Raw genomic sequence first — 22524 nt, forward strand, 5'->3', positions numbered from 1 at the left:
CCCATTGACGAACTTTGGATAGCTGCGCATCGTCAGGGTATCCGCTCCATGATCGACTGCCGGTCACGGTCCGTTTCCGTCCCGCTGCTAACCCTGAAACATCGCCACACGTCACTCTTCACACTGGAAAAGCGCCCGCTTTTCCGAACAGCCCAGGCTTGTCTCTGAATAGGAGCCAGTAGAGCCGACCATCAGGGCCGCAAATTCCACCGGTTTCTCCGGCGCAGGCAGCACCAACCGCCCTTTCTCCGCCAGCATTCGCCACCACGCCACATGGTTTGCCGGCAAGCCGTGCCGGCGCGCCACTTCGTTCACCGTTGTGCCCGGCAGCAGCGTTTCCGACACAATCCGCGCCTTACCTCATCCGGCCACTTCGGGTTCCGACGACCTCGGCCGCCGAGCGGGAGAGCCTCCAATGCAGCCTCCATGGAGAAGCTCCGTCCTGATCATCACCATCCAATGAGACGATCAGGTCGAAGGCTGGAAGGTGCCGTCCAGGCGGCGCTTACATCTCGGGTTGCGTGCCACTCGCATCGCCGTCGCACGGACCCGCACCAGGTCGCGCATCGCCTCAGGCGCGGCATCCGGCACCCAGACCGCCGTCAATTCACCGGCCCGGTGGAGCTTGGCCAGCATCACGGCATCGCGGCGATCGGTCTTCACCCGATCACCCGCCTTCACCGGGATCAGGGACGGCACCTGGCTGACGCCGCCGACGGTGCCGGACTTGATGCCCTTGCCCGCGCCCGGCTTATCACCATGGACGTGGCTGGCATGCGACCGCATCACCATCGCCTTCTGCCCCGTGACGCGGACCCAGGGCGCGTAGTTCTGATCATGGCCGCGAAAACCGACGATCGGATATTCTGATATGTCGCCTATTTCAGCCCCTTGAATTCGCGTTCCAGCAGCGCGTCGGGAATGTCGATCCAGTCCCAGTTTTCGCCATCCCAGCGGCAGACACCATGTTTCAGGTCGAAATACATCAGGATGTCGCCGACGCTTTGAATGCATAGCGGATTGGGGACGTTTCTGTTGATTTCGGGCGAATTCAGTCGCGGCTTGAGGCGGGTCAGCACATGGCCGTCGAATTCGAACAGCCCGAAATCCGAAGCGATGATGAAACGGTCCCGGAAGCGGTCGATTGAAACGAGATTTTCTGTCACCTGCCCGGCATGGGGAACCGGGTTGAAGCCGGTTTCGGCGCTGCCGAACAGGATCGCGCCTTCCGAGCCGGTCAGCCAGACGCGGCTCGGGCTTTCGACATGGATCGCCATGAGCGACTTTACCGCGCTGCCGTCGACGTCGAGGCGGGTCAGGCGCCCATCGGCATAGCGCAGGAGGAGGGGTTTGAGGACAGGTTCCGCGCCGCCTGATTTTTGTTGTCGTAGTTCTCGCATCAAACTCTGATACAATGGGAAGTCGTTCGCGGCTCTTGCGGCGTTCAATTTGTCCTGGAGTGCCTGATCCTTCTTATATCCCTCGACAATCAACGGCGGTGTGACCGTTCCGCAAAACCACATGCTGTCCTGCCCGCCTGCTGCGGCGGCCAGGATCGATTGCCGCGCGGAATCATCACCGACCGGCTCTAGCTTTCGCCAGTCGCCATCGTCCCTGCGATAGATCTGCCCACCAAATCCGAAGGCCCAGTTCGTGTCTCCGCCGTCGGCCAGGCCACTGAGTTGGCCGTAGCCCACCGCATCGGCACTGTAGAGACCCGCGCCTTCGATCCGGTCCTATTCGATTTCCTGCGGGGTCAGCAGATAGACGTCGCCCTCATCAGACATAAGCGTGTAGATCGGGTCCGACGCGTTTTCGCCGATGATCCCGGCAATCTTGCGAGTCACCTCAGTGCGCGACCAGGGCTGCGGAAAGCGCCCGTCATAGGTCAGCACGATCGAGAACGGATCTTCCGGGTCCCCTTCGTCGAAAGAGACACAGAACCGATCGGGCGTCAGCGCGAAGGCGGCATTGAGGCGAAGAAATTCGTGCGGTTTCATTTAGGATTTTGCGTCAGTAGAGGCCGCGAGATCAACGTGCGTTTTCGATCGGATAGACTTCGCTAATCAATTCCTGCTGTCCGTCAACCTCGATCGAGCGCGTGACTGTCACCGTGGCTGGCAATTCGGCAAAGACCTCTTGCAAGGTTACCAGGTCAAAACTGCTGGCGAGTTCTTCAACCACGTCAGGACGCCGCCTGTAAATTTCGCCCGGTGAAAGAGCGCCATGGTAGCGCCGAAGACTTAGAACCATGGAAGCATCATCATCCCCCAATTGGAACTCCTGGCTCTCTCGCGATGCTCTGCCGAAGAGAATCGACCAGATGTCCTCGGGGATCGAGCGCGCCGCCAGAAATTCCTCGACGGCGTTCGGTGGCATCTGAATGCCCGCCATGTCGTAGATTTCCGCCAGATCGTGGGGAACAGGCTCTGTTTCCCTTCGGCTGGACGCGTCGTCCAGATAGGAAAAGGGCAGAAGTAAGCTCCATAGCCGGCCATCGATCTCCCAAAGATCGACCTGTCCAGTGCTGCTGTAGCCGAAGGCCGTCAGCCGTCCCCTCAGATGCGGAACATTCGCAAGCATCCGGTCAAGCGTAGCGTCGAACAGGTCGGGAGTGCATAGCCAATAATTTCCGTCTGCATAACTTCCTACTCCATAGTCACGCCAAAACTCTACCAGGCTCTCTGGAACCCTGCTTTGGCCTTGCAGTGCCTGAGCCTCGGTGACCTGCCGCGCATCACTTGGAGGGCCATAGGCGGCAAGGAACTCTGAAGGGGACATTCCGTTCTCCTATATCGCGACAAGCTGCGTCTGCATGCGCGGGCACCCGCGCTGACACTGGTCGATAGCATAAGTATTCAATTGAGAGGCTTTTCCGCCAGGCCCCCACTGCCTTCCAATGGAACGGTTTTCACTTCTTCCGCCTAGACCCGAAAAGATCAGAGGATTCCCGCCCGCCACCATGTCAAGGGTATGAATAGCGTCAAGCTTCTTTGCTGCCGTCATCGTCTGCATCATAGCCTCTTGCGCAGAAAGATTTGGATTGAAACGCCGAAGAGCGTTTGCGCGCCGGATAAGAAGATTGTTGCGCTCAATTGCTCTTTGCCTTTCTCCTATAGGCCTGTTTATCGGATATCGTGCTATGTCTGACGCCGCTTGGCAGGGATTCTTTGCATTGAGCACAGTCTGCTGCAAGGCGAGTTGTCGCTGCATTTCTTCCCTCGTGCCATTAATCGCAGTCGTGAAACTCAATGTCAGCGGATAGCATAGTTGCCTGTCAACGCGGACATTGTCAGGAAGGGGCGCCAGTTGAGGAAGGCGGTCGATGTCCGTGCTCGGATCTAGGTCGGGCCGGTCTCGCATTTCCTCTCGAAACCATTCTTCCAGATCGGGCCGCAATGCGGGATCGGCATTGTAGAGTCGCTGTGCTTCCTCTGCGGTCATGCGGCGAAAAGGATCGGGTGAGCGAAGATCATGAAACCAGTCAGGAAGCGTCCCGTCGCCCATCTCGGTGGGCCAAAGCGCCCCTACGACCGCGCCGAAGCGCGCTCCCCATTTTCCCCAGCGAAGCAGGCGAGGGCCAAGTCCTTCGGGAGTCGGCAACGTGGGCGGTGGGCGGCGCCATTGAGGCACATCGGGGTAAATGACTGTTCCCGGGCCGCGCGGTATTGATGGTGCCGGTTTGGGAAAACCGGCTGGAGTGGTTTGTGGCACTGCGCTCATCGCGGTTGAAGCACCGCCACCCGTCGCCCCTTTGGGAAGATATTGCGCCCAGTTCCCCGACGCATCCGCCAGTTTGATCGACCCCGGCAGCGGATCGTCGTCCTTTGGCGCCGCGAATGTGCGCGTATCCCTGACGAACTGCGCCTCGCCGACCGTATTGCGGTTGTTCATGTGGCAGCGGTCGAGGTGGCGGATGACGTGGCTGCCCTCGGCGCGGACCTGGGCGGCATGGGTGATCGGCTCGCTGATGCCGCCGACGGTGCCGGACTTGATGCCCTTGCCCACGCCCGGCTCATCGCCGTGGACGTGGCTGGTATGCGACCGCATCACCATCGCCTTCTGCCCCGTGAAGCGGACCGATTGCGTGTAGTTTTCGTCATGGCCGCAGAAATCCGCCACCGGATAGGGCACCGGCAACGAGGGCGAGCGGCAGATATCCGGCGCCAGCGAGATGATCCGGGCCTCGTCGGTGTCGCGCAGGCCCTCGCACGGCGTGCTGGTGGTCCAGGGGGCGGGATAGCCCGGCTCGCCGATATAGCCGTCCTTCGGGATGCTCATGCCGCGGCCTCCGCGCCCGTCAGCCATCGCCAGGCCAGGTGCAGTTTCACGCCCAGGGCCTCGGGCAAGGGGAAGCGGGCACGCCAGGTCAACAGGATCAGCGCCTCCTGCCGCCAGTCGAACTGCACGCCGTCGAGGTTCAGCGGGGTCCATGCGCCGTCATCGACCCGGACCGCGAAGCCCAGCCCGGGCAGGCGCCCGGTCGCCTGCGAATGCTCGGGATGCAGGTTGGTCAGCCGATAGCCCTCATCCCCCTTCAGCCAGGGTTGGACGACCTGGTCCTCGGGGGCGCATTGCCAGAACTGGGGATTGAAGTCCTGGGGCAGGAGTGGATGCCGGTCGGACAGCCAAGCCTCGTCATAGGTTCCGGCATGGCGATGGCGCTGCCGCCAGAAGGGCGGAACCGGCCCAAGGCCCACCGGAGATGCCGCTGGCGTCATGTCGGAACCGGCAGAGATCTGCGGCGCGGGAACCGGCCGGTTCCGCCAGGCCTCGCGCGGTCCGATGCGACCGCAGCCGATGGGGTTGTCAGGATCGCGCTCGGCATCGACGAAGGCACCCCGTCCTCCGGCCGCCAGGCGCCAATCCATCGGCACGGACTCGGCAGGCTCAGCCTCACCCAGGGACCAGTCGATGATCTCCTCATCGCGGCGCAACGGCCATCGCGCCCGCCGGATCACCGGCTGCCATTGCCGCGGCCCGCTGACCTGCAGCGTCTTGCGCATCGGCCCGACCTCGATCCCGCATGGCCATTGCCGCCGGGGGCCGTCCAGCGCATGGCTGGCCCCCAGGAAGGTGACATCCGTGCCGGGCTTTTCGGGCACGAGGTCGCCCTGGTGCAACATCGGCGTCAGATGCGGATCGCCCTCATAGGTGTCCTGCCATTGCAGCGGCATCTGCTGGTCGCGCCAGCGCGCCGGGCCGTCCTGGACATGCTCGAATGTGCCGCGCAGCGTGACGACGCAGTCCAGCTCGCCGTTCTGGTCGAACTGCCGGAAGGCCAGGCCCGGCAGAGGAGTCGGGTTCACCAGTTCCATCAGTTCATGTCGATCGGCTTGCCGCGCATCTGGAAATGATCGGTCGCGACGAAATTGAAGGTCTTTCCGAGGATGATCACCTCGCCGTTTGACTTCATGATGAACTTGCTGTCGCCGCATTCGATCACGAATTCCTCGCCCACCGCGATCTTCTTGTATTTGCCGACGCTTTCCAGCGAGGTCGCGCCAACGTTCGTGACCTTGGACATCCCAATCTGCTCGGCCCGCGCGATGCCGATGGTGTCGGACTTGAAGCTGCCCACGATGGTGTTCATCACCCCCGGCAGCGGGAAGAGCCCGCCCGCCGCCTCGCCCACGCCGCTGCCGGCATCGCCCAAGGCACGGCCGGCATCGGGGCGGTCGCTCTCGCCGCCGACCAGGCGGCCCCGGCTGCCGAGCCCGCCGGCGCCGAGGAAGCCGAGCCCCGAGGAGGCGACCGTCCCGGCAAAGAGATCGAGCCCGGGCCCGCCACCGCCCGCGACCTCGCCCGCCTGCTTCAGCAGCCCGGCGGTATGGCCCGCCAGCCCGCTGACCGCGGCCATCAGGGCGAAGGCCGAAGTGCCGGTGCCGCCCACCACGGTATTCATCGACCCGCCGATCTCGTGCTTCTGGTTGCCGCCGACCTCGACCGCGCGGTTCTTGCCGACAGCGGCGATCTCGTGCCGGTCCACCCGCTTGATGCGATCGTTCAGCACCCGTGTCGTCTGGTCCTTCTGGGCGTGAAAGAACATGTTCTGGATGCCGTTCTGGTCCTCGAAGGCGATCTCGTTGAAGCCATTGCCTTTATGTGTCTTGGAGCGCCAGACGGCCTTTGTCTTATGCTCCGGCAATGGATAGGGCGCGTCGTTCTTCCCATTGAACACATTCCCCGTGACGATCGGCTTGTCTGGATCGCCCTCGAGGAACTCGACCACCACCTCCATGCCGATCCTGGGGATCACCATGCCGCCCCAGCCCGCGCCGGCCCAGTTCTGCGACACCCGGCAGCGCATCGAGAACGCCCCCGCCAGGTCCCAGTGGAACCGCACCAGGATGCGCCCGAACTCATCGCAGTCGATCTCGCCCTCGCCGACCACCATCGCCGTCTGCGGCCCGTGCACCACGGGGACCGCCGTCCGCCGTGGCGGCGCCATCGGCGCGGTGTCCGGCATCAGGGCATAGCTGCCGGTGAACGCATAGCCGTCGCTGCCCTGGCCGCCGGACCCATAGGCCTCGGACACGAAATGATGCGAGGCCGACAGGCACAGATAGGTCTCGCCCGTCCCCGGCACCGGGTCGCCCGAGAGCGTCACCCGCTTGCCCGCCCGCAGCGAGGCGCAGTCGCCCACCGCCCGGTTGCGCCGATCCGCCCCGCGCTCCTGCGCGGTGCGCAGCCCGGCGACGATCTTGCCCAGATCCTGCGCCGGGTAGTCGCCGGGGTAGTCGAAGCTCTCAATCTGGCCTTGCGCATGGGCGGCATCGCCGAGCCGGTCGGCCTCCATCGCCTGGTCGGGCTTCTTGAAATTGTAGTCGGTCAGCCGCACCCGGCCGGTGGTCAGGTTGCGCTCGGGCGCCCAGTCCCAGAAATGCTCGCCTTCCGCCTGGTGGTGGCCGTCGTAGGACTTGTAGGGTCGGGCGCCGATGGTCTCATGCGCCAGCACGTCGTCGGTCAGCACCAAGGTGTGCGAGCCCATCGCGTGGCGGAAATGGAAGCTGATGCCGTGCCGCTCCATCTGCCGGCGGGCGAAATCCATGTCGGATTCGCGGTATTGCACGGTGTATTCCAGCACCGGGTAGTCCTCGGACAGCTGGAACTCGACCGCCGGATCGCCGAGCTGGGCATAGTCCGAGAGCAGTTCCTGCAGGATCTGGGTGACGGTCCTGTCGTGGAAGATGCGCTGGTTGCGGCGGCGGCTCGCGAGCCAGAACCAGGGCCGCAGGGTCAGGTCGTAGCGATGCCCGTTCTCGCCCACGCCGGCCCAGCGGGCTTGCGTGACGATGCCGTCGAAGGCTTGCGTGCCGTCGCGGGTCTCGATCTCGACGGTGGCATGGGTGCCGATGAGGGCATCGAAATCGAGGTCGGAGCGCGTGGCCAGCGCCTCGACGCGGTATTCGAAGAGGTCGTTCAGGTGGTCGGTGCCGTCGAAGCGCAGAAGCGCCAGCGTGTCGGGGCCAAGCGCGGTCGTCAGCCGACCCAGACGCTCGGACTGGCGCAGGGGGGCATTCATGAAAAAGGCCTCCGCAGAAATAGGTAAAGCAAAACTGCGGGGAGTATGCCTAACGGAATGCGACATGCCAAGCGTGTGTAAGGCGGCCAGAAGCGGTCGGGCGCGCTTTCAAGGTCGCCAACGAACAGCGCGGGATCGGCGGCCATCTGCCGCTGGTTCCCCCTTCGCGGGAGACCGTGAGAAAAGAGATCGCGCTGATCGATCCTCTCGGTGCAACGCTCGCACGCATCGGCCCTGGTGCCGCCCGGACGAAGTTCAGGCCGGCAGGGGCTGGCATCGAGGTAACCCGGGCCGGCGAGCGGGTCGAAATCGACGAGATTTCCCTCGACCTCTTCACCATTCCGGAGATGCGCATGTTCATCGACGGAATCCCTGCGGCGCTGCGCAGGCGGCTCGGCCTCGAGAAGAAGTCTGTTCGATGGACCGTCACCGTGGCCATCGACGTCCGGACGCGTTGCATCCTGGGCATCGCAATCAGCCGGACGCCCAATCACCGCGCTGCGCGGCAGGTGCTGCAGATGACCATGGTGAACAAGGGTCGATGGGCCTGTGCCGCGACTGCCATGACCCTTGGGACATGGCCTGCCCCCCGGAACTGATCGTCTCGGATGGTGGATCCGCCTTTATCGCGCCCGAGTTCAAGATGGCCTGCGCCGACCTCGGCATCGCCACCGAGATCGCTGTCGAGGACTGCCCGAGCTTCGGGCCTTCATCGAGCGAATCTTCGGAACCCTCAACCTGCGCCTGCTTCCGCTGCTGAGCGGCCGGACCTTCGGTGATGTGGTTGAAAAGGGCGAGGCGGATCCGCAGTCGCTCGCCGCCCTGACCTTCGACGATCTGGCCGTCTGCCTGACCAGATGGATCGTCGACGCCTATCACAACACCCCCCACTCGGGCCTGGGCGGCAAGACACCCCGGCAGGTTTGGCAGGAACTCGTGGCCCGGGACGGGGTAGCGCCTTCCCCCGACAACCAGCGCTGGCGGATGGTATTCGGAGAACGCCTGATCCGCACGCTCGACAAACGCGGCATCGTGGTTCTGGGGGTGCGCTATCACTGCGAGGCGCTGGCGCTCTGGATGAGCCGCAAAGGTGAACAGAAGCTGCATGTGCGCTGGCATCCCCGCGACCTCGGCGGCATCGAGGTTTACCTCGGCGATCCTGGGAGGCGCTGGTCGGAAAAAGCGCCAATATCTGGCTGGATGCCATTCGCAACCTCCGCGCCGCCCATCCGCACCGCAAGACCCTCTACTTCGACATGATCGACGAGGCGATGCAGGCGATCGATGCACGCAACGAGCAGGCCCGGTGGCTGGCCGACCTGTTCGTCGACAAATGGACCGACGAGCGTATCGAAAAGGCGCGGCAGCGCCTCTTCATCGGTTTCCGCACCACCGCCCGTCCGCAGTCGGGGATGCCGGCGGCTGATGGCCCGGGCCGTTCGATTCCTGCACCTGACGACGATGAGGAGGAAGACTGGCTGCCGATCCCAAGCGCCGCCGAGAGGCCTGCCCTGCGCAAGCCCGACATTTCCGCCCGCGCCGCCTCCGCCCCGCCGGCCGCAATTCCCTCTGACAAAAAACTGGAGCATCGAAGAATGACCATGCGTAGCCCCGCCGACATCACCAAGATCATGAACGCGATCCGGAAGTTCTATATCCGGACCGAGCGCGACAATAGTTTCGGCGACCACCTGGACCGCCTGCTTTCCCGCGACGCCGAGGGCAACCCCCTGCCCGTGGCGCAGCGATTTACCACGACCCGCGAAACCTGCGGGGTGATGGTGATCGACGAGCCGGGCGGCGGCAAGTCCACCCTCATCGACCGTGCGCTCCGGCGCCATCCGGCGCTGAATGCCGGACCGGAGGGACAGCAGGCCTGGCTTGCCGGCTCGGTTCCGTCGCCTGCCACGTTCAAGAGCATGATTGGCCATCTTCTGGAGCAGTGGTTATTCTCCGATCCAAGGCCGCCGGGGCCGAGTTTACCACCGGGCCAGAGACGCGGTTCTGTCCGGCCTGTCTGGCCGAGGATGAGGCAGGCGATTATCGACCCGAAGCCCTGCGCCGCGGGCGGCTCATCTGGCCTGCAACCGGTCCGGGTCGGCCCGGCTCATCATCTGACGCTAATCTCGCGTCGGCTGAACAAATGGGACGATATCGCACATGAGCTTTCGGTTCTCGTGCCGGAAGACCAAAAGTCGCTGCTGGCCCAGGCGGGAACCGCTCCCGTCCAACAGCCCTCCTCGTTGCAAAACTATGTCCTTGCCCGCTTGGAGGGCCGATCGGGTCCCGCCTGGGCCGACGGTCAGGGTATTGAACAGGTCGCCCGCGCAACCGAAATGCTCGGCGGAGTGCTGGAGTTCGGGAAGCAGGCCAAGCCGGCGGAGCTCTTGATGACCGACTGGAATCGGGCCCGCAACAAGGCTTGGTCATATATCAGGCGGGGCGAGGCCGGTGTCCGATCCGGGCTGGAGATGTGCAACAGAGGGCAGTTGAACGGGGCATGGTCGGTCATCGCAACCGGTTCGCCACCTTCGGCATGCTCTACCGATGGCTTTCCTCCCCAAAACTCGTCAAGGACCCCGGTCCGATCCGCGAATTGCTGCGCCGGCATATTATCGACACGATGGATGCCAAGCCAGGCGAGGTGCTGTTCGGCGAAGCAGTGGCCATTCCGAAATGGAGCAGCATCTCCTCCATCGCGGAATCTGGTGGCGTGCATCCACTCATCCTGAGGGACGTGCTGATCGCGAAGCAGGTCATTCCGCCCAAGGCGAAAGACCAGCCCTGTTCGGCCACCATCGTGGATTTTCAGATCGGGCACATCCGCGGGCTGATGGCGACAATCCCGGGCTAAGCCGCCAGGCATGATGAGTTCGGACAGCCGAGATGAAAAACACCTGCTCTCAGGCAAGGATCTCATAAGTCACTGCTACCGAAGGAAGTTTTACACAGTCTTGGCGGATAGCCGACTTGCGGCGATGCGGCATCACGTCGACAGCTTTTGCGAAACCCGCCATTCGACCGATTTAGAGTATCAAGCTAGAGGCTGTAGGGACCTAGGCTTGAAAGCCCATTTGCGGCAATGCAGTGAGGCAGGAAGGCTCCGGAGGCGCTCGTCGACCCGCACCCAGCCGCGTTGAAAAACAGGGTCAGCCCGGCTCGAGCGGCAACCACAGAGTGGGATATATTGGAGCTACTGTAGCTTGTCCTCGGTCCACCGTCGTCCGCCTTCCTTCCATTCAGCTCGTGGCGCAGATCGCCGCGGTTCTGGGCCCCCTGCCCTTGCATGCGCGCAAATCCATCACCTTCGACCGCGGCTCGGAGTTCATCGACTGGCCGCATCTGCAGGCCGAGATCGGCATGCAAATCTGGTGTTGCGAAGCGCGGTCGCCCCGGCGGAAAGGCGCGGTCGAGAACGCCGATCAGCGTCTGCGCCGCTGGATCTGCCGCGACACCGACCCGAACACGCTCTCTCGGGAGGAGTGGCACCAGCTCTGTTCCGGTCTCAGTGGAACCCCACACAGGTGCCTGGGTTACCGGACCCCGGCCGAGATGTTCAGGGCGAACATCCTCGGCCGCGGCCACCAGCGAAACTCTCACGGGATCCGGGGTCGCATCTGGGGTGGCGCGTCCAAACAGAACTGTGCCGGTCATACCGCAAACCATCCCGCCTCCTGCCATTGTGGCTCTCACAGTCTATCGCTGATCCGGCCGCGGCATGTTGTCCTTGACCAAATGATCCACATAAATAAATATTGGACCATTATCGCATGGTGCGCCGCTTGCGAACCAGAGGGGGGAAGATGATGGTCTCATATAAGTGGAGCGCATGGCGCAGTGTGATCGCCGGTGTCGTGCTTTCGCTACTGCCAGCGGTGGCGCAGGCCGAGTTTCCAGAGCGGCCGGTGACGATCGTCGTGCCATTTTCCCCCGGCAGCGGCACGGATACCGGAACCCGCGTGCTGGCAAGCGTACTGGAGACGATCCTTGGCCAGGGCGTCATCGTTGACAACCGCCCTGGCGGCAGCGGTGCCATCGCGGCCGGACTGGTGAAACAGGCGGCCCCAGACGGTTACACGCTGTTGATGGGCACCAACTCGACCCAGAGTGCGAACCCTTTGCTCATCAAGTCGCTGAGCTACGATCCCGAGACGGACTTCACGCCGATTGGCATGCTCGCCACGTTCGAGGCGCTGCTTGCCGTCAATCCCGAGCGGTTGCCCGTCAGCACGACGGAAGAACTCGTCGCCTATATCAAGGAGCATCCCGGCGAAGTCAGCTACGCCACTGGCAACGTGACCAGCCTCGTCATGGCAGAGATGTTTGCGGGCCGCCAGGGGCTGGACATGCTGCGGGTTCCTTACAAGAGCAACCCCGAGGCGCTGACCGATCTGGTCAGCGGGCAGGTGGACATGATGTTCCCCGATATCGCCTCGTCGATGCCGCACGCCAAGGCGGGCAAGATCAGGCCGCTTGCCGCGGTGACCACCGGCGAGGTGACGCCGCTTGCACCCGATCTGCTGCCGCTGTCGCAGACATTGGTGCCGGACCTGAAGCTGGTGGGCTGGATCGGACTATTCGCCCCCGCAGGCACGCCGCAGGACGTGCTGGACAAGCTCTCCGCCGCCGTGAAAGAGGCCGCCGAGTCTGACGACTTCCGCGACAAACTCGCGACAATGGGCGCGAATGCCAGCTTCATGCCCGCGGAGGAGCTTGACGCCTATATCGCCAGGGAACGGGAAAGCTTCGCGGCGATCTTCAAGGAAGCGGGGATGGAGCCCCAGTAAATGCTGGACGCGGAATCCCTCGCGCTGATGCGCGACATCATTCCCCGCCACGCGCCGACGCCGGACATGAGCCCGGTCGAGGCCCGCGCCATGGCTCTGGCTCTCGGCCGTCTGCTGCAGGGCGAGCCCGTGCCGATGGAGGTCGAGGAGCGGGCGCCGGAGGCCGCAGCGGGCCACGCGATTCCGCTACGCCTGTACCGGCCCTCGGGCACCACAGGCGGCTGGCTGTTGTGGATTCACGGCGGCGGCTTCACCACTGGCGGGCTGGATACGCATGACACCCTGTGCCGGCGACTGGCACATCTGTCCCGCCAGGCGGTGATCTCGGTCGATTACCGGCTTGCCCCCGAACACCGCTATCCCGCCGCTCTGGACGACTGCGAGACGATCCTCGACTGGTTGTTCGACGAGGCCACGGGGCTCGGGCTTGACGTCAGCCGGGGCGCGATCGGAGGCAGCAGCGCGGGGGGCAACCTTGCTGCGGCGCTGGCGCTGCGGCACCGTGACAAGGCCGGCCCCCGGCTGCGCCGCCAGATCCTGGTTTATCCCTGTGTCGATGCAACGATGGCCTCGGACAGCTTTGCGCGGCACGCGGCCGGCTATCAGCTGACGTCGGCGATGATGGCGCAGTATCTCGACTACTATTGCGGCCCGGCGGACCGTCGGGATCCGTTCCTGTCGCCGCTGTTTGCCCCGAGCCTGGCCGATCTTCCGCCTGCCGAGGTGATCCTTGCCGAGCTTGACCCGCTTGTCGACGAGGGCGCTGCCTATGCCCGCAGGTTGCAGGAGGCCGGGGTTGCAACGCGGACAACCCTGTTTGACGGCGTCATGCATGGTTTCTTTGCGCAGGCAGGAGCGTTGACAAAGGCCCGCGCGGCGCAGGAGCTTGCCTGCCACGCCCTGCGGCACGAGTTCGGCTGACCTTACGGCAGGGCCGATGCGTCAGCCGGCAGGCCGGTCGGACGGAACCCGAGCCGCCTTCTGCCCCGCGGCCCGTGCCTTCTGGAAGTCCAGTTCCTCGCCGATGGCGATGTCGCGATAGCCGGCCACATGCCGCAACATGCGGCGTTCGGCCTGGTCCTCGGCACGGTTGCGGATCGCGTCAAGGATCGAAGCATGTGCCTTGACGACGACGCGGCGAAGCTCTGCCGTCGTCACATGCTGATAATCCATTGCCTCTCGGACGGGGGTGGAAATTGCCTCCATGAGCGCGATGAGGGCCTCGTTCCCGCTGGCGCGGCAAACCGACAGATGCCAGTCAAGGTTGATCGCCTTGTAGGCGCGAACGTCATCGACCGACGCCACGAACTTCTCGTGAAGGGCGGTCATTTCTTCCAATTGGCCGGCGGTGTGATTTCGGGCGGCAAGTCTGGCCAAAGTCGGCTCCAGCGCCACCCGGCACTCCAGCAGCGAGCTTAGCTGGATGCCGTGCGTGCGCACGAACAGTTCGACCTGTCGTGCGACGATGTTGCGCTGGGGTCGCGTCACCGTCGAGCCGTCGAACCGTCCCGCACGGGTTCTGATCAGTCCCTCCGCTTCCAGTATGCGCAACGCATCGCGGACCGAGGTGCGGCTCAGGCCGCTTTTCTCCACCAGCACCCGCTCGGTGGGCAGCTGGGTGCCGGCGGGAAAGATGCCTTGAACGATCATCGTGCGAAGCTGCGACGCCAGGATGTCTGCGGCTCTGGGGACATTGACCCGCCCGATCCTGGTGGCAGCTGCCTTCACCATGCGCTTGATCCCTGCCAAGCGGAGACTCTTCCCCCAGCGATCGTCATGACAAGCCCATATAGGCTTCCTGCACATGGCGATCCGAACGCAAAGCCTCCGCGCTGGCCGAGCGCACCAGCCGACCGTGATCGAGGATATGAGCGTGCTGTGCCATTTCCAGCACCTCTGTTACGCGCTGCTCGACGATGACGACGGTCAGCCCGTCCTTCCGTGCGAGTTCCGAGACGACCTCCAGGACCTTCTCGGTCATCAGCGGCGAGAGCCCGACCGAGGGCTCGTCCAGCATCAGCAGCCGCGGACGGCTCATCAGGGCGCGGGCGACAGCGCACATCTGCCGCTCGCCACCCGACAGGCGCCCGGCGAGCTGGCCGTGACGCTCACGCAAAATCGGAAAAATCTCCGAAACCTCGTCGATCCGGGCGGTGACGGCCTTGCGGGCGCCAGGGATATACGCCCCAAGCTCCAGGTTCTCGCGCACGGACATGAAGGGGAAAAGCCTTCCGCCCTCTGGCACCAGCGCAAGTCCGCGAGCGGGCAATGCGTTGGCCGGAAGGCCCGCGATCTCCTCGCCCTCGAAGCGGATGCTGCCACCGGTGGGCGCGATCAGCCCGGCAATGGCCGAAAGCAGCGTGCTCTTGCCCGCCCCGTTCGCCCCGACGATGGCGGTGACTTCGCCTTCGGGGACCGAGAAGCCGGCGTCATGCAGAACCGCGATATCGCCGTAGCCTGCCGTCAGATTGGTCACTTCCAGATGTGCCCTCATGCCGCCCTCTTGCCGATATACGCCTCGATCACTTCCGGGTCGGACAGCACCTCGTCGGCGGAGCCCTGCGCCAACAGCTTGCCACGGTTCAGCACCAGCACCCGGCGAGAGAAGGCGCGCACCACCTTGAGGTTGTGCTCGATCACCAGAAACGTCACGCCCTCCGAATTCAGGCGCTGCACGAGGTCCACGATCTCCTGGACTTCGGTCTGGTTCAGCCCCGCCATCACCTCGTCCAGCAGAACGATCCGCGGCGACATGGCCAGCGCGCGGGCAACCTCCAGCCGCCGGCGCTCGCCCAAGGTCAACTCTCCCGAGCGGCGCTGCGCGGCATGGGCAAGGCCCACCATCTCCAGCGTCTCGCCGGCGCGCGCGGCGGCTGCCTCAAGGCCGGAGTGTTCGCGGAAGGCCCCGATCATCGCGTTCTCAAGCACCGTCATCGAGGTGAGCGTCTGCGATATCTGGAACGTGCGCCCGAAGCCGATCCGCGCGCGGTCATGCGGGCGCAGCCGCCCGATGTCGCGCCCTTCGAACCGCAGCGTGCCCGACGACGGCGCAAGCTGGCCGGTCATCAGGTTGAACAGCGTCGTCTTGCCTGCCCCGTTCGGACCGATCAGGCTGACGACCTCGCCCTCTGCGACGGCAAAGCTCACGTCGTCCACCGCCTTCAGGCCACCGAAGCGACGTGACAGACGGTCAACTTCAAGCAGAAACGTGCGATCTGCGGTCATGCCAGCCTCCTCCGATAGGTCCGCCAGAGGTCGCCCGCCGTGCCGACGATGCCCTTGCGCAGATAGAGCGCGGTCAGCACCAGCACGATCCCCAGCACGATGAGGTTGGCCCCCGGAATGGTTCCGCCCAGTTCCGCGCGCAGCCAGCCTTCCAGCGGGACGACCAGAAGCGCCCCGAGCAGCGGCCCGTAGATCGTGCCCATGCCGCCGATCAGCGCGATCAGCGCCACCTTCACCCCCACGTCGAAAAGCGAGAACAGCGACGGCGGATCAACGACGCGCACATACATCAGGTAGAGACCGCCGCCCACGGCCATCATCGCGGCGCTGATCCCCATGCCGACCAGCTTGGTGCGCAGCACATGGATTCCCGACGCCTCGGCCGTGTCCTCATTGTCCCGCACGGCCCGCAGCTCGTATCCGAGCCTGCTGCGCGCGATCCCGGCCATGATCACCAGCGTCGCTGCAAGGAAGCCCAGCATCAGGATCGCGTAGCTCATCCGGTCGGCGAAGATCATGTTCTCCAGGCCGCGCCGGAACGGCACCGAGATGCCCTGCGCCCCGCCAGTGACCGATTCGAAATACATGGCGAGCGAAAGCATGACCTCGGTCAGCGCCATGGTGGCGATGGCGAAGAACGGCCCCTTGAGGCGGAACACCGGCCAGGACACCAGCATCGCAAGCGCCGCCGCCGCCAGTGCCGCCGGGAAGACCGCGAGCCAGGGCGTGAGACCGAACCCGAGATACAGCCCGGCCGTGACATAGGCCCCCGTGGCGAAAAAGGCCGAGTGCCCGAGCGAGAACTGGCCCCCCAGACCCCCGATCACGTTCCATGAGGTCGCAAGACCCGCAAACAAGAAGGTCGTGGCAAGGATGTTCAACGCGAAGCTGTCGCCCGAGAACACGGCTATAAGCAGGCCCAGCCCGACGACGACTGCCAGCAGGCGGGGAACCTCGCCAGGGAAGCGGGCGATGGAGAAGTTCTGTTCTGCGCGGGGGCGGACGATCGTCCGCACTGTGATGTCAGGACTGCTCACGAAGACCCATCTCCTCTGCTCCTGCCACGCCGAAGAGTCCCGACGGACGGACCACCAGCACCACGATGAACAACATGAAGAGCACGGCGTGTTTCAGCGCCGGATCGATGTAGAAGCCGGCCAGCGCCTCGACCAGGCCCACGATGATCCCGCCGACGAAGGCCCCCAGAACGCTGCCGAGGCCGCCCAGGACCACCACCGCAAAGGCCGGCATGATGAAGTTCATGCCGATCTGCGGCGACATGGTGTAGAGAGGCGCCAGCAGGCAGCCGGCAAGTCCCGCCAGCGCCGCGCCGATTCCGAAGCTGACCGTGAACACCCGCTCCACGTTGATGCCCATCAGCCGCGCGGCCTTCCGGTCCTGGGCCACGGCCCGCACCGCCTTGCCGTAGATCGTGTGACGCAGCCACCAGCCCAGTCCCGCCGTCACCACCACCGCAGCGGTCAGCACGACCAGACGTGACAGGCCGATCTGCACCGGGCCGATCGTTACCGACACCGCCGAGAAGACCGAACTCACGTTCTGAGAGACCCCGCGCGTCAGCGCGAGAACAGTGTTCTCGAAGATCATCAGCAGGCCGAAGGTGGCGAAGACCTGCATCATCGGCTCGGTCTGCAACGGGCGAAGGATCAGCCAGTAGATGACCACTCCCAGCCCGAACATCAGCGGAACGACCAGAACAGGTGCGACATAGGGATCCAGTCCCGCTGCAAGCCAGGCGGCATAGGCGCCATACATCCCCAGCATGACGAACTCGCCCTGCGCGAAGTTGACGATCCGCACGACGCCGAAGACGAGGTTCAATCCCACCGCCACCAGCGCATAGATTCCCCCCAGCAAGAGGCCGACTGCGAGGATGTTCGTGAGCGCGCTCATGCCATGCTCCTAGCTGCGCGGCAGGTTGACGACGGCTGTGCCCCCGCTCACCGCCTCTTGCGGGTAGACTGCCTTGACTTGGCCCGACTGCCACTGCGCCACGACCGGCAGCGCCCGCGTGTTCTGCATGGTGTCGTCGAACGCCACCCCGTATCCGGTCTCGTAGCTGCCGGCCGGGATATCCATTGCTCTCGCGGCCTCGATGACCGCTTCGTAGTCCACGGTTTCCGCCGCCTTGATCGCGTCGAAGAGGATCTTGGCGCCGACATAGGCGTTCATCCCCTGGGGGGCGATCGGGTCGCGATTATAGGCTGCGCGATAGTCGGCCAGGAATTGCCCGGCCCCCGGCGCATAGCTTTCGGGCAGGTCCGGCCGCGGGTAGGAGACAAGGAGCACGCCTTCCAGGAACTCGGCGCCAAGGGCGTCGAGCGTCTCGGGCGTGTCGCCCACGCCGCTCAGCATCAGCGCCGGCGGGGCAAAGCCCTGATCGCGCGCAGCGCGCAGCAGCAGGTTGGTGTCGCCGACATAGCCGTTGTTGATCCACAGGTCGGGCGCGGCCTCCTTGGCGCGCAGGATCGAGTCGGTCACGTCGATCGCCTTGGCGCTATGGGCGCCCACCTGCGGCGTGATGCCCATCTCGGTGAACAAGCGCAGTTGCTCGTCCTTGATCGAACTGCCATAGGAGCTGTCTTCGTGCTCGATCCAGACAACCAGCTCGGTCGGCTGCTTGCCCAGTGCGGGCGTGACCAGTTCCACTGCGGCCTCGACACCCCGTCGGGCGAACTCGTTCGACGAAGGGCCCGAGCGGGCATAGTTCGGCAGACCCCGCTCGGTCAGGCTCACGGCGAGGGCATTCGTCTCCCAGTACAACTTGCCGTAGTTCAGCGCGCCTTCGCTGGCCGAATTGGATATAGCGCTGACATAGGTGCCGATCAGGATATCGACTTTCTCCCGGCCGATAAGCTGCTCCACGGCGCCAAGCGCTTCCTGCGGGGTCGTGGCGTTGCCGCGCAGGATTTCCACCTGCCGTCCCAAGAGCCCGCCCGTCGCATTTGCAGCCTTGGCCGCCATCTCGTAGGCGCGGGTCACCTCGTCGCCGTATTGCGCCATGGCCCCGGAATACGGGTTGACCGCACCGATGCGGATTGGCGTTTCCTGAGCGAAAGCGGGCCGCAGCAGTCCTGCCGCCGCCGCACCGAGAGCCAGGCCGCCAAACGTCCTTCTCGTCAGTCTCATTGTTCTCTCTCCCTTGTTGGAACCGGGCCTCCCCGCCCGACGATTTCAGTCTTATCCCGCCTGCCGGTCCGCCCTGCGGGCAGCACGGTTGACGCGCGTGCGCTCGGGATCGAGTTGGAATATCTCGCGGTCGAAGACGCGCCGCGTCTGCGCCACAGCCACGCCGTAGACCGCCTGTGCCGTGGCGATGTCGATCAGCCCGTCGTTCAGGTCGTTCTCGACCAGTTCCAGATCACGCTCCAGCGGGTCGCCAAAACCGCCGCCGCCTGGTGAGGCAACGCGCAGCCGGTCCCCTGCCCGGAAGCCGATCTTCTCGGCCTTGGATCGCATAGGCGGCACCCAGTCGCGGCCCCCGGTAGAGAAGGCGACGCTGTTTGGCGCGGCCGAACCGCCGCCTTCGACCCCGAACGGCGCGCGATCCACCCGGTCGCCCAGCACCGACACCAGCGTGTCGGCATGGGCTTCGATCTCGTAACGGGTGCCACAGCCACCGGCGTGCCGCCCTTGCCCGGCAGAACCGTCACGGATCGCATAATGGTCGAACCGCAGAGGAAAGCGGTGCTCGGACATCTCGACGGACATGAACTTGGCCATCGAGCCCGGCGGGGTGCCGTTCACCAGCCCGTCAGAGCTGGCGCTGCCGCCGTAGCCGCCCGGATAGGGATAGACCGCCACGAAATAGCGCCCGGTTTCCGGGTGGATGCCCGACATGGTGGCGACACCCGTGGTGCCGAATGGCGCGGCAGGTGTGACATCCGGCACCGCCTGCGCCAGCGCGCCGAAGACAACATCGACCACGCGCTGGGTCACATCCGTCGTTCCGCCCACCGCGACGGGATACTGCGCGGCAAGGATCGAGCCTTCGGGGATCGTGAACCGGGTGGGCCGGAACGCGCCGCCGTTCACCGGCACGTCCGGGAAGATGTGCTTCAGGGCCACGAAACACATCGATTTCGTCGTGCTTGCAGAGATGTTCATCGGTCCGGTCGCGGGTCCGTCGGTTCCGGTAAAGTCGAAATGAAGCTCGGACCCGGCGACGGTCACAGCCAGCCGGACCGTCAATGGTGCATCGACGACCCCATCATTGTCGAAGCCGTCCTCGATCGTGTAGGTGCCATCGGGAATATCCGCGATATACGCCCGCATCTCGGCCTCGGACCGGCGCATCATCTCGTCGATACACTCGCGCAGCAGGGCCGCGCTGTAGCGTTTGACCAGCGCGTCCAGTCCCCGTCGGCCCACCGCGAAGACATTGGTCATCGCCGCGAGGTCGCCCAGGAGCTGGCCGGGCATGCGCACGTTCGCGGTGATCATCGCGACGACCGCCTCGTTCCGGCGGCCGCCCTCGACCAGCCGCATGGGAGGGATACGGATACCTTCCTGATGGATCTCCTGCGCCGTGGGAACCCAGCCGCCCGGAGCGGACCCGCCCATGTCCATCCAGTGCCCGGTGTTGGCAAACAGACAGAACAGCTTGCCGTCCACGAAATACGGGCTGACCAGCACCACGTCGTTCAGATGCGTTCCCGAAAGGTAGGGATCGTTGGTGATCCAGACATCGCCCTCGCGGAAACCGCCCTGCGCCTCTGCCAGCGGGATCAGCGCCTGCACGGTGAACTGCATGTTCGCGAGGAAAAGCGGAAGGCCCAGGCCGCCCTGCGCGATCGTCTCGCCGGTCACCGGATCGAAAAGTCCGTGGGCGCAGTCGTTCGTCTCGGAAATGATCGGCGACAGCGCGGCGCGGATGAGATGCAGGTCCATCTCGTCGCCCAAGGCTTCCAGCGCGCCTCGCACCACCGCAAGGGTTACAGGGTTCATTACGCCACCTCCACCAGGATGTTGCCTCGGTCATCGACCCGCGCCGTCATGCCCGGTTCGATGACCGAGGTCGTATCGGCCTGCTCGATGATCGCAGGCCCGGAAAAAGTCGCGCCGGGCGAAAGGGTCCTGCGATCATAGATCGGCGTGTCCTGCCAGCTGCCGAAGTAAACCGGCCGGATGCCCGACGGCTGAGCCGCGTGGGTTGCGACGGACTTCCCGACCTGGGGGGTCTGCCTCGGCCGCACTCCCATGACCGAAGTCGTCAGGCCGACCAACGCCACGGGGATGCCCTCCAGCCGGTTGCCGTATTCACGCGCATAAGCCTCCTCGAAGGCCTCGGTCATCCGGGCCGCGGGCCAGTCGGCCTCGACCGGGACACGCAGCGTGTGGATCTGGCCCTGATAGGCCATGTTGGCGGCATGGGTCACGACGACGGCGTCGACCGCCGCGCCGCTCGTCTCGATCTGCTCTCTGCCCTGCGTCCGTTGCGCGGACAGGATTTCGGCGATCTCGGCGTCCGACACGTCGGCCACGGGCCTTTCGACCGTGCGCGACAGGTCATAGCGCAGATCCGCCGCCGCACAGCCGAGCGCGCAGAGGACACCGGGATGTTCAGGAAGAAGCATGGTGCGGATACCGACTTCCCGCATGATCGCGGCCCCGTGCAGCGGCCCCGCGCCGCCAAAGACGACCAGCGCGAAATCGCGGGGGTCATGGCCCTGCTCCACCGTCATCAACCGGGTCCGCCGCGCCATGACATGGTTGACGACCGTCAGGATCGCCTCGGCGGTCTCCTCGACACCCAGACCGAGCCCCGCGCCAAGCTCGGCCATGGCGGCGCGTGCGGCCTCGATGTCCAGCCGCTCGATATGGGTGAGGCCGATCGGCCGATCGGCGTTGATGCGCCCCAGCACCGCGTTCGCGTCGGTCACCGTCGGCCGGGTGCCGCCGCGCCCGAAACAGATCGGCCCCGGCACCGCCCCCGCACTGTGGGGCCCCACCTGAAGCACCCCGCCCCGGTCCAGCATGGCGATGGAGCCGCCGCCCGCACCGATGGTATGGACGTCGATCATCGGCAACCGTAGCGGCACCCGGAAATCGAGCTGGGTTTCCTCGGCGATGCGCGGCTGCCCGTTCACCACCACGGCCACGTCGTAGCTGGTGCCGCCCATGTCGCCGGTAATCACATGGGTGAAGCCTGCCTGTCCCGCGATCTGCGCCGCCGCCGTCACCCCCGCCGCAGGTCCAGAGCGGACGATGTTCGCCGCCCGCGTCGGCAACTGCCCCAACGGCACGAGCCCGCCGTTCGATTGCATCACCAGAGTCTGGCGCCGGAACCCCTTTGCGTTCAGCTTTTCCGTCAGGTTGCGCGCATAACGCGAGACCAGCGGCTGCAGATAGCCCTGGACCACCGCCGTGCTGGTACGCTCGAATTCGCGATATTCGCGCACCACCTCGGAGGAGATGACCACTTCCCAATCACTGATGGATGCCACGATCTCCCGTGCACGTTCCTCATGCGCCGGGTTGGCGTAGGAATGCAGGAAGGCGATCACCACCGTCTCGACCCCCTCGTCGACCAGGGCGCGGGCCAGTGCTTCCAGCCCCGGCTCGTCCAGCGGGGTGATCACGTTTCCGCGGTAATCCATGCGCTCTGCGACTTCCCAGCGCATGCGACGCGGGATCAGCGGGTGCTGCACTCCGGTCAGCCCGTACATCCGCTGCCGGTCGCGCCGGCCCAGTTCCAGCACGTCCCGGAAACCTCTGGTCGTGATCAGCGCGGCGCGGGCCCCCCGCCGTTCGATCACGGCGTTGGTGGCAATGGTCGTGCCGTGCAGGATGATGCCCAGTTCCTCGGGTTCGATCCGTGCCGCCGCCAGCGCATCGATCAATCCCCGGCTTGGATCGTCCGGTGTTGATGGAACCTTGAGCACGCGATCAACGGTGTTGCCGTTCCGCGAAAAGAACAGGTCGGTGAACGTGCCGCCCACGTCGATTCCGGCTATGCCAGCCATG

General features: G+C 64.9%; 21 protein-coding genes and 1 pseudogene. 6 read left to right on the top strand and 16 right to left on the bottom strand.

What is annotated here, in order from left to right; all coding sequences use genetic code 11:
• Window positions 1-111: 111 nt before the first annotated feature.
• From PARN5_RS23195 to tssI, 8 genes and pseudogenes are all read right to left on the bottom strand, one after another.
• Window positions 112-345 (bottom strand): transposase, encoded by a 234-nt coding sequence (locus PARN5_RS23195; protein WP_157403917.1) that lies wholly within the window; start codon window positions 343-345, stop codon window positions 112-114.
• A gap of 186 nt (window positions 346-531) precedes the next feature.
• Window positions 532-960 (bottom strand): annotated as a pseudogene (locus PARN5_RS25065) (PAAR-like domain-containing protein); the annotation flags it as partial.
• Window positions 879-1697, bottom strand: a complete 819-nt coding sequence (locus PARN5_RS24750) for a hypothetical protein (RefSeq protein ID WP_232419291.1) — start codon at window positions 1695-1697, stop codon at window positions 879-881. The gene PARN5_RS24750 and the pseudogene PARN5_RS25065, both read right to left, overlap by 82 nt.
• A 39-nt stretch (window positions 1698-1736) precedes the next feature.
• Window positions 1737-2000: a hypothetical protein gene (locus PARN5_RS0103235; protein WP_017998358.1), complete on the bottom strand. Its 264-nt coding sequence runs from the start codon at window positions 1998-2000 to the stop codon at window positions 1737-1739.
• Window positions 2001-2031: 31 nt separating this feature from the next.
• Complete coding sequence (locus PARN5_RS21525) at window positions 2032-2781, bottom strand: GAD-like domain-containing protein (RefSeq protein WP_026155142.1); 750 nt, start codon at window positions 2779-2781, stop codon at window positions 2032-2034.
• A gap of 9 nt (window positions 2782-2790) precedes the next feature.
• Window positions 2791-4281 carry a PAAR-like domain-containing protein gene (locus tag PARN5_RS23200; protein WP_157403918.1) on the bottom strand — a complete coding sequence of 497 codons (1491 nt, stop codon included), beginning with the start codon at window positions 4279-4281 and terminating at the stop codon, window positions 2791-2793.
• The gene (locus tag PARN5_RS21530) at window positions 4278-5318 is read right to left on the bottom strand and encodes a DUF2169 domain-containing protein (protein WP_017998361.1); all 1041 of its coding nucleotides are present in this window, start codon (window positions 5316-5318) and stop codon (window positions 4278-4280) included. The genes PARN5_RS23200 and PARN5_RS21530 overlap by 4 nt, the downstream gene beginning before the upstream one ends.
• Window positions 5318-7525 carry a type VI secretion system tip protein TssI/VgrG gene (tssI, locus tag PARN5_RS0103255; RefSeq protein ID WP_017998362.1) on the bottom strand — a complete coding sequence of 736 codons (2208 nt, stop codon included), beginning with the start codon at window positions 7523-7525 and terminating at the stop codon, window positions 5318-5320. Before tssI ends, PARN5_RS21530 begins: the two co-directional genes overlap by 1 nt.
• A gap of 176 nt (window positions 7526-7701) precedes the next feature.
• On the opposite strand from tssI, the gene PARN5_RS22795 reads away from it, so the two are divergent.
• The 6 genes from PARN5_RS22795 (at window position 7702) to PARN5_RS21545 (ending at window position 13233) form a co-directional block, all read left to right on the top strand.
• On the top strand, window positions 7702-8124 hold the full coding sequence (locus PARN5_RS22795) for a hypothetical protein (protein WP_026155143.1): 423 nt from the start codon (window positions 7702-7704) through the stop codon (window positions 8122-8124).
• Entirely contained in the window at window positions 8096-8785 is a 690-nt protein-coding gene (locus PARN5_RS22800; protein ID WP_157403920.1) for a Mu transposase C-terminal domain-containing protein, read from the top strand. Before PARN5_RS22795 ends, PARN5_RS22800 begins: the two co-directional genes overlap by 29 nt.
• Window positions 8782-10257 (top strand): hypothetical protein, encoded by a 1476-nt coding sequence (locus PARN5_RS22805; RefSeq protein ID WP_017998363.1) that lies wholly within the window; start codon window positions 8782-8784, stop codon window positions 10255-10257. Before PARN5_RS22800 ends, PARN5_RS22805 begins: the two co-directional genes overlap by 4 nt.
• Window positions 10239-10379, top strand: coding sequence for a hypothetical protein (locus tag PARN5_RS24040; RefSeq protein ID WP_157403921.1), 141 nt, complete (start codon window positions 10239-10241; stop codon window positions 10377-10379). The genes PARN5_RS22805 and PARN5_RS24040 overlap by 19 nt, the downstream gene beginning before the upstream one ends.
• Window positions 10380-11328: 949 nt before the next feature.
• Entirely contained in the window at window positions 11329-12312 is a 984-nt protein-coding gene (locus PARN5_RS0103285) for a tripartite tricarboxylate transporter substrate binding protein (RefSeq protein ID WP_026155146.1), read from the top strand.
• Complete coding sequence (locus PARN5_RS21545) at window positions 12313-13233, top strand: alpha/beta hydrolase (protein WP_017998366.1); 921 nt, start codon at window positions 12313-12315, stop codon at window positions 13231-13233.
• Between the two features lie 21 nt (window positions 13234-13254).
• Here the strand turns inward: PARN5_RS21545 and PARN5_RS21550 are convergent, their stop codons facing one another.
• Genes PARN5_RS21550 through PARN5_RS0103330 form a run of 8 tightly spaced genes read right to left on the bottom strand, consistent with a single transcriptional unit; the run spans window position 13255 to window position 22523 of the window.
• Window positions 13255-14061: an FCD domain-containing protein gene (locus tag PARN5_RS21550; RefSeq protein WP_232419292.1), complete on the bottom strand. Its 807-nt coding sequence runs from the start codon at window positions 14059-14061 to the stop codon at window positions 13255-13257.
• 25 nt (window positions 14062-14086) lie between these two features.
• Entirely contained in the window at window positions 14087-14806 is a 720-nt protein-coding gene (locus PARN5_RS0103300) for an ABC transporter ATP-binding protein (protein WP_017998368.1), read from the bottom strand.
• Entirely contained in the window at window positions 14803-15537 is a 735-nt protein-coding gene (locus PARN5_RS0103305; protein WP_017998369.1) for an ABC transporter ATP-binding protein, read from the bottom strand. Before PARN5_RS0103305 ends, PARN5_RS0103300 begins: the two co-directional genes overlap by 4 nt.
• Entirely contained in the window at window positions 15534-16574 is a 1041-nt protein-coding gene (locus PARN5_RS21555) for a branched-chain amino acid ABC transporter permease (RefSeq protein WP_081614917.1), read from the bottom strand. Before PARN5_RS21555 ends, PARN5_RS0103305 begins: the two co-directional genes overlap by 4 nt.
• Complete coding sequence (locus PARN5_RS0103315) at window positions 16561-17451, bottom strand: branched-chain amino acid ABC transporter permease (protein WP_017998371.1); 891 nt, start codon at window positions 17449-17451, stop codon at window positions 16561-16563. Before PARN5_RS0103315 ends, PARN5_RS21555 begins: the two co-directional genes overlap by 14 nt.
• Before the next feature lie 9 nt (window positions 17452-17460).
• The gene (locus tag PARN5_RS0103320; RefSeq protein WP_081614918.1) at window positions 17461-18687 is read right to left on the bottom strand and encodes an ABC transporter substrate-binding protein; all 1227 of its coding nucleotides are present in this window, start codon (window positions 18685-18687) and stop codon (window positions 17461-17463) included.
• A gap of 51 nt (window positions 18688-18738) precedes the next feature.
• The gene (locus PARN5_RS21560) at window positions 18739-20505 is read right to left on the bottom strand and encodes a hydantoinase B/oxoprolinase family protein (RefSeq protein WP_017998373.1); all 1767 of its coding nucleotides are present in this window, start codon (window positions 20503-20505) and stop codon (window positions 18739-18741) included.
• Window positions 20505-22523 (bottom strand): hydantoinase/oxoprolinase family protein, encoded by a 2019-nt coding sequence (locus PARN5_RS0103330; RefSeq protein ID WP_026155147.1) that lies wholly within the window; start codon window positions 22521-22523, stop codon window positions 20505-20507. Before PARN5_RS0103330 ends, PARN5_RS21560 begins: the two co-directional genes overlap by 1 nt.
• Window position 22524 lies beyond the last annotated feature (1 nt).

It is taken from the genome of Paracoccus sp. N5, from assembly GCF_000371965.1.
Taxonomy (GTDB): domain Bacteria; phylum Pseudomonadota; class Alphaproteobacteria; order Rhodobacterales; family Rhodobacteraceae; genus Paracoccus.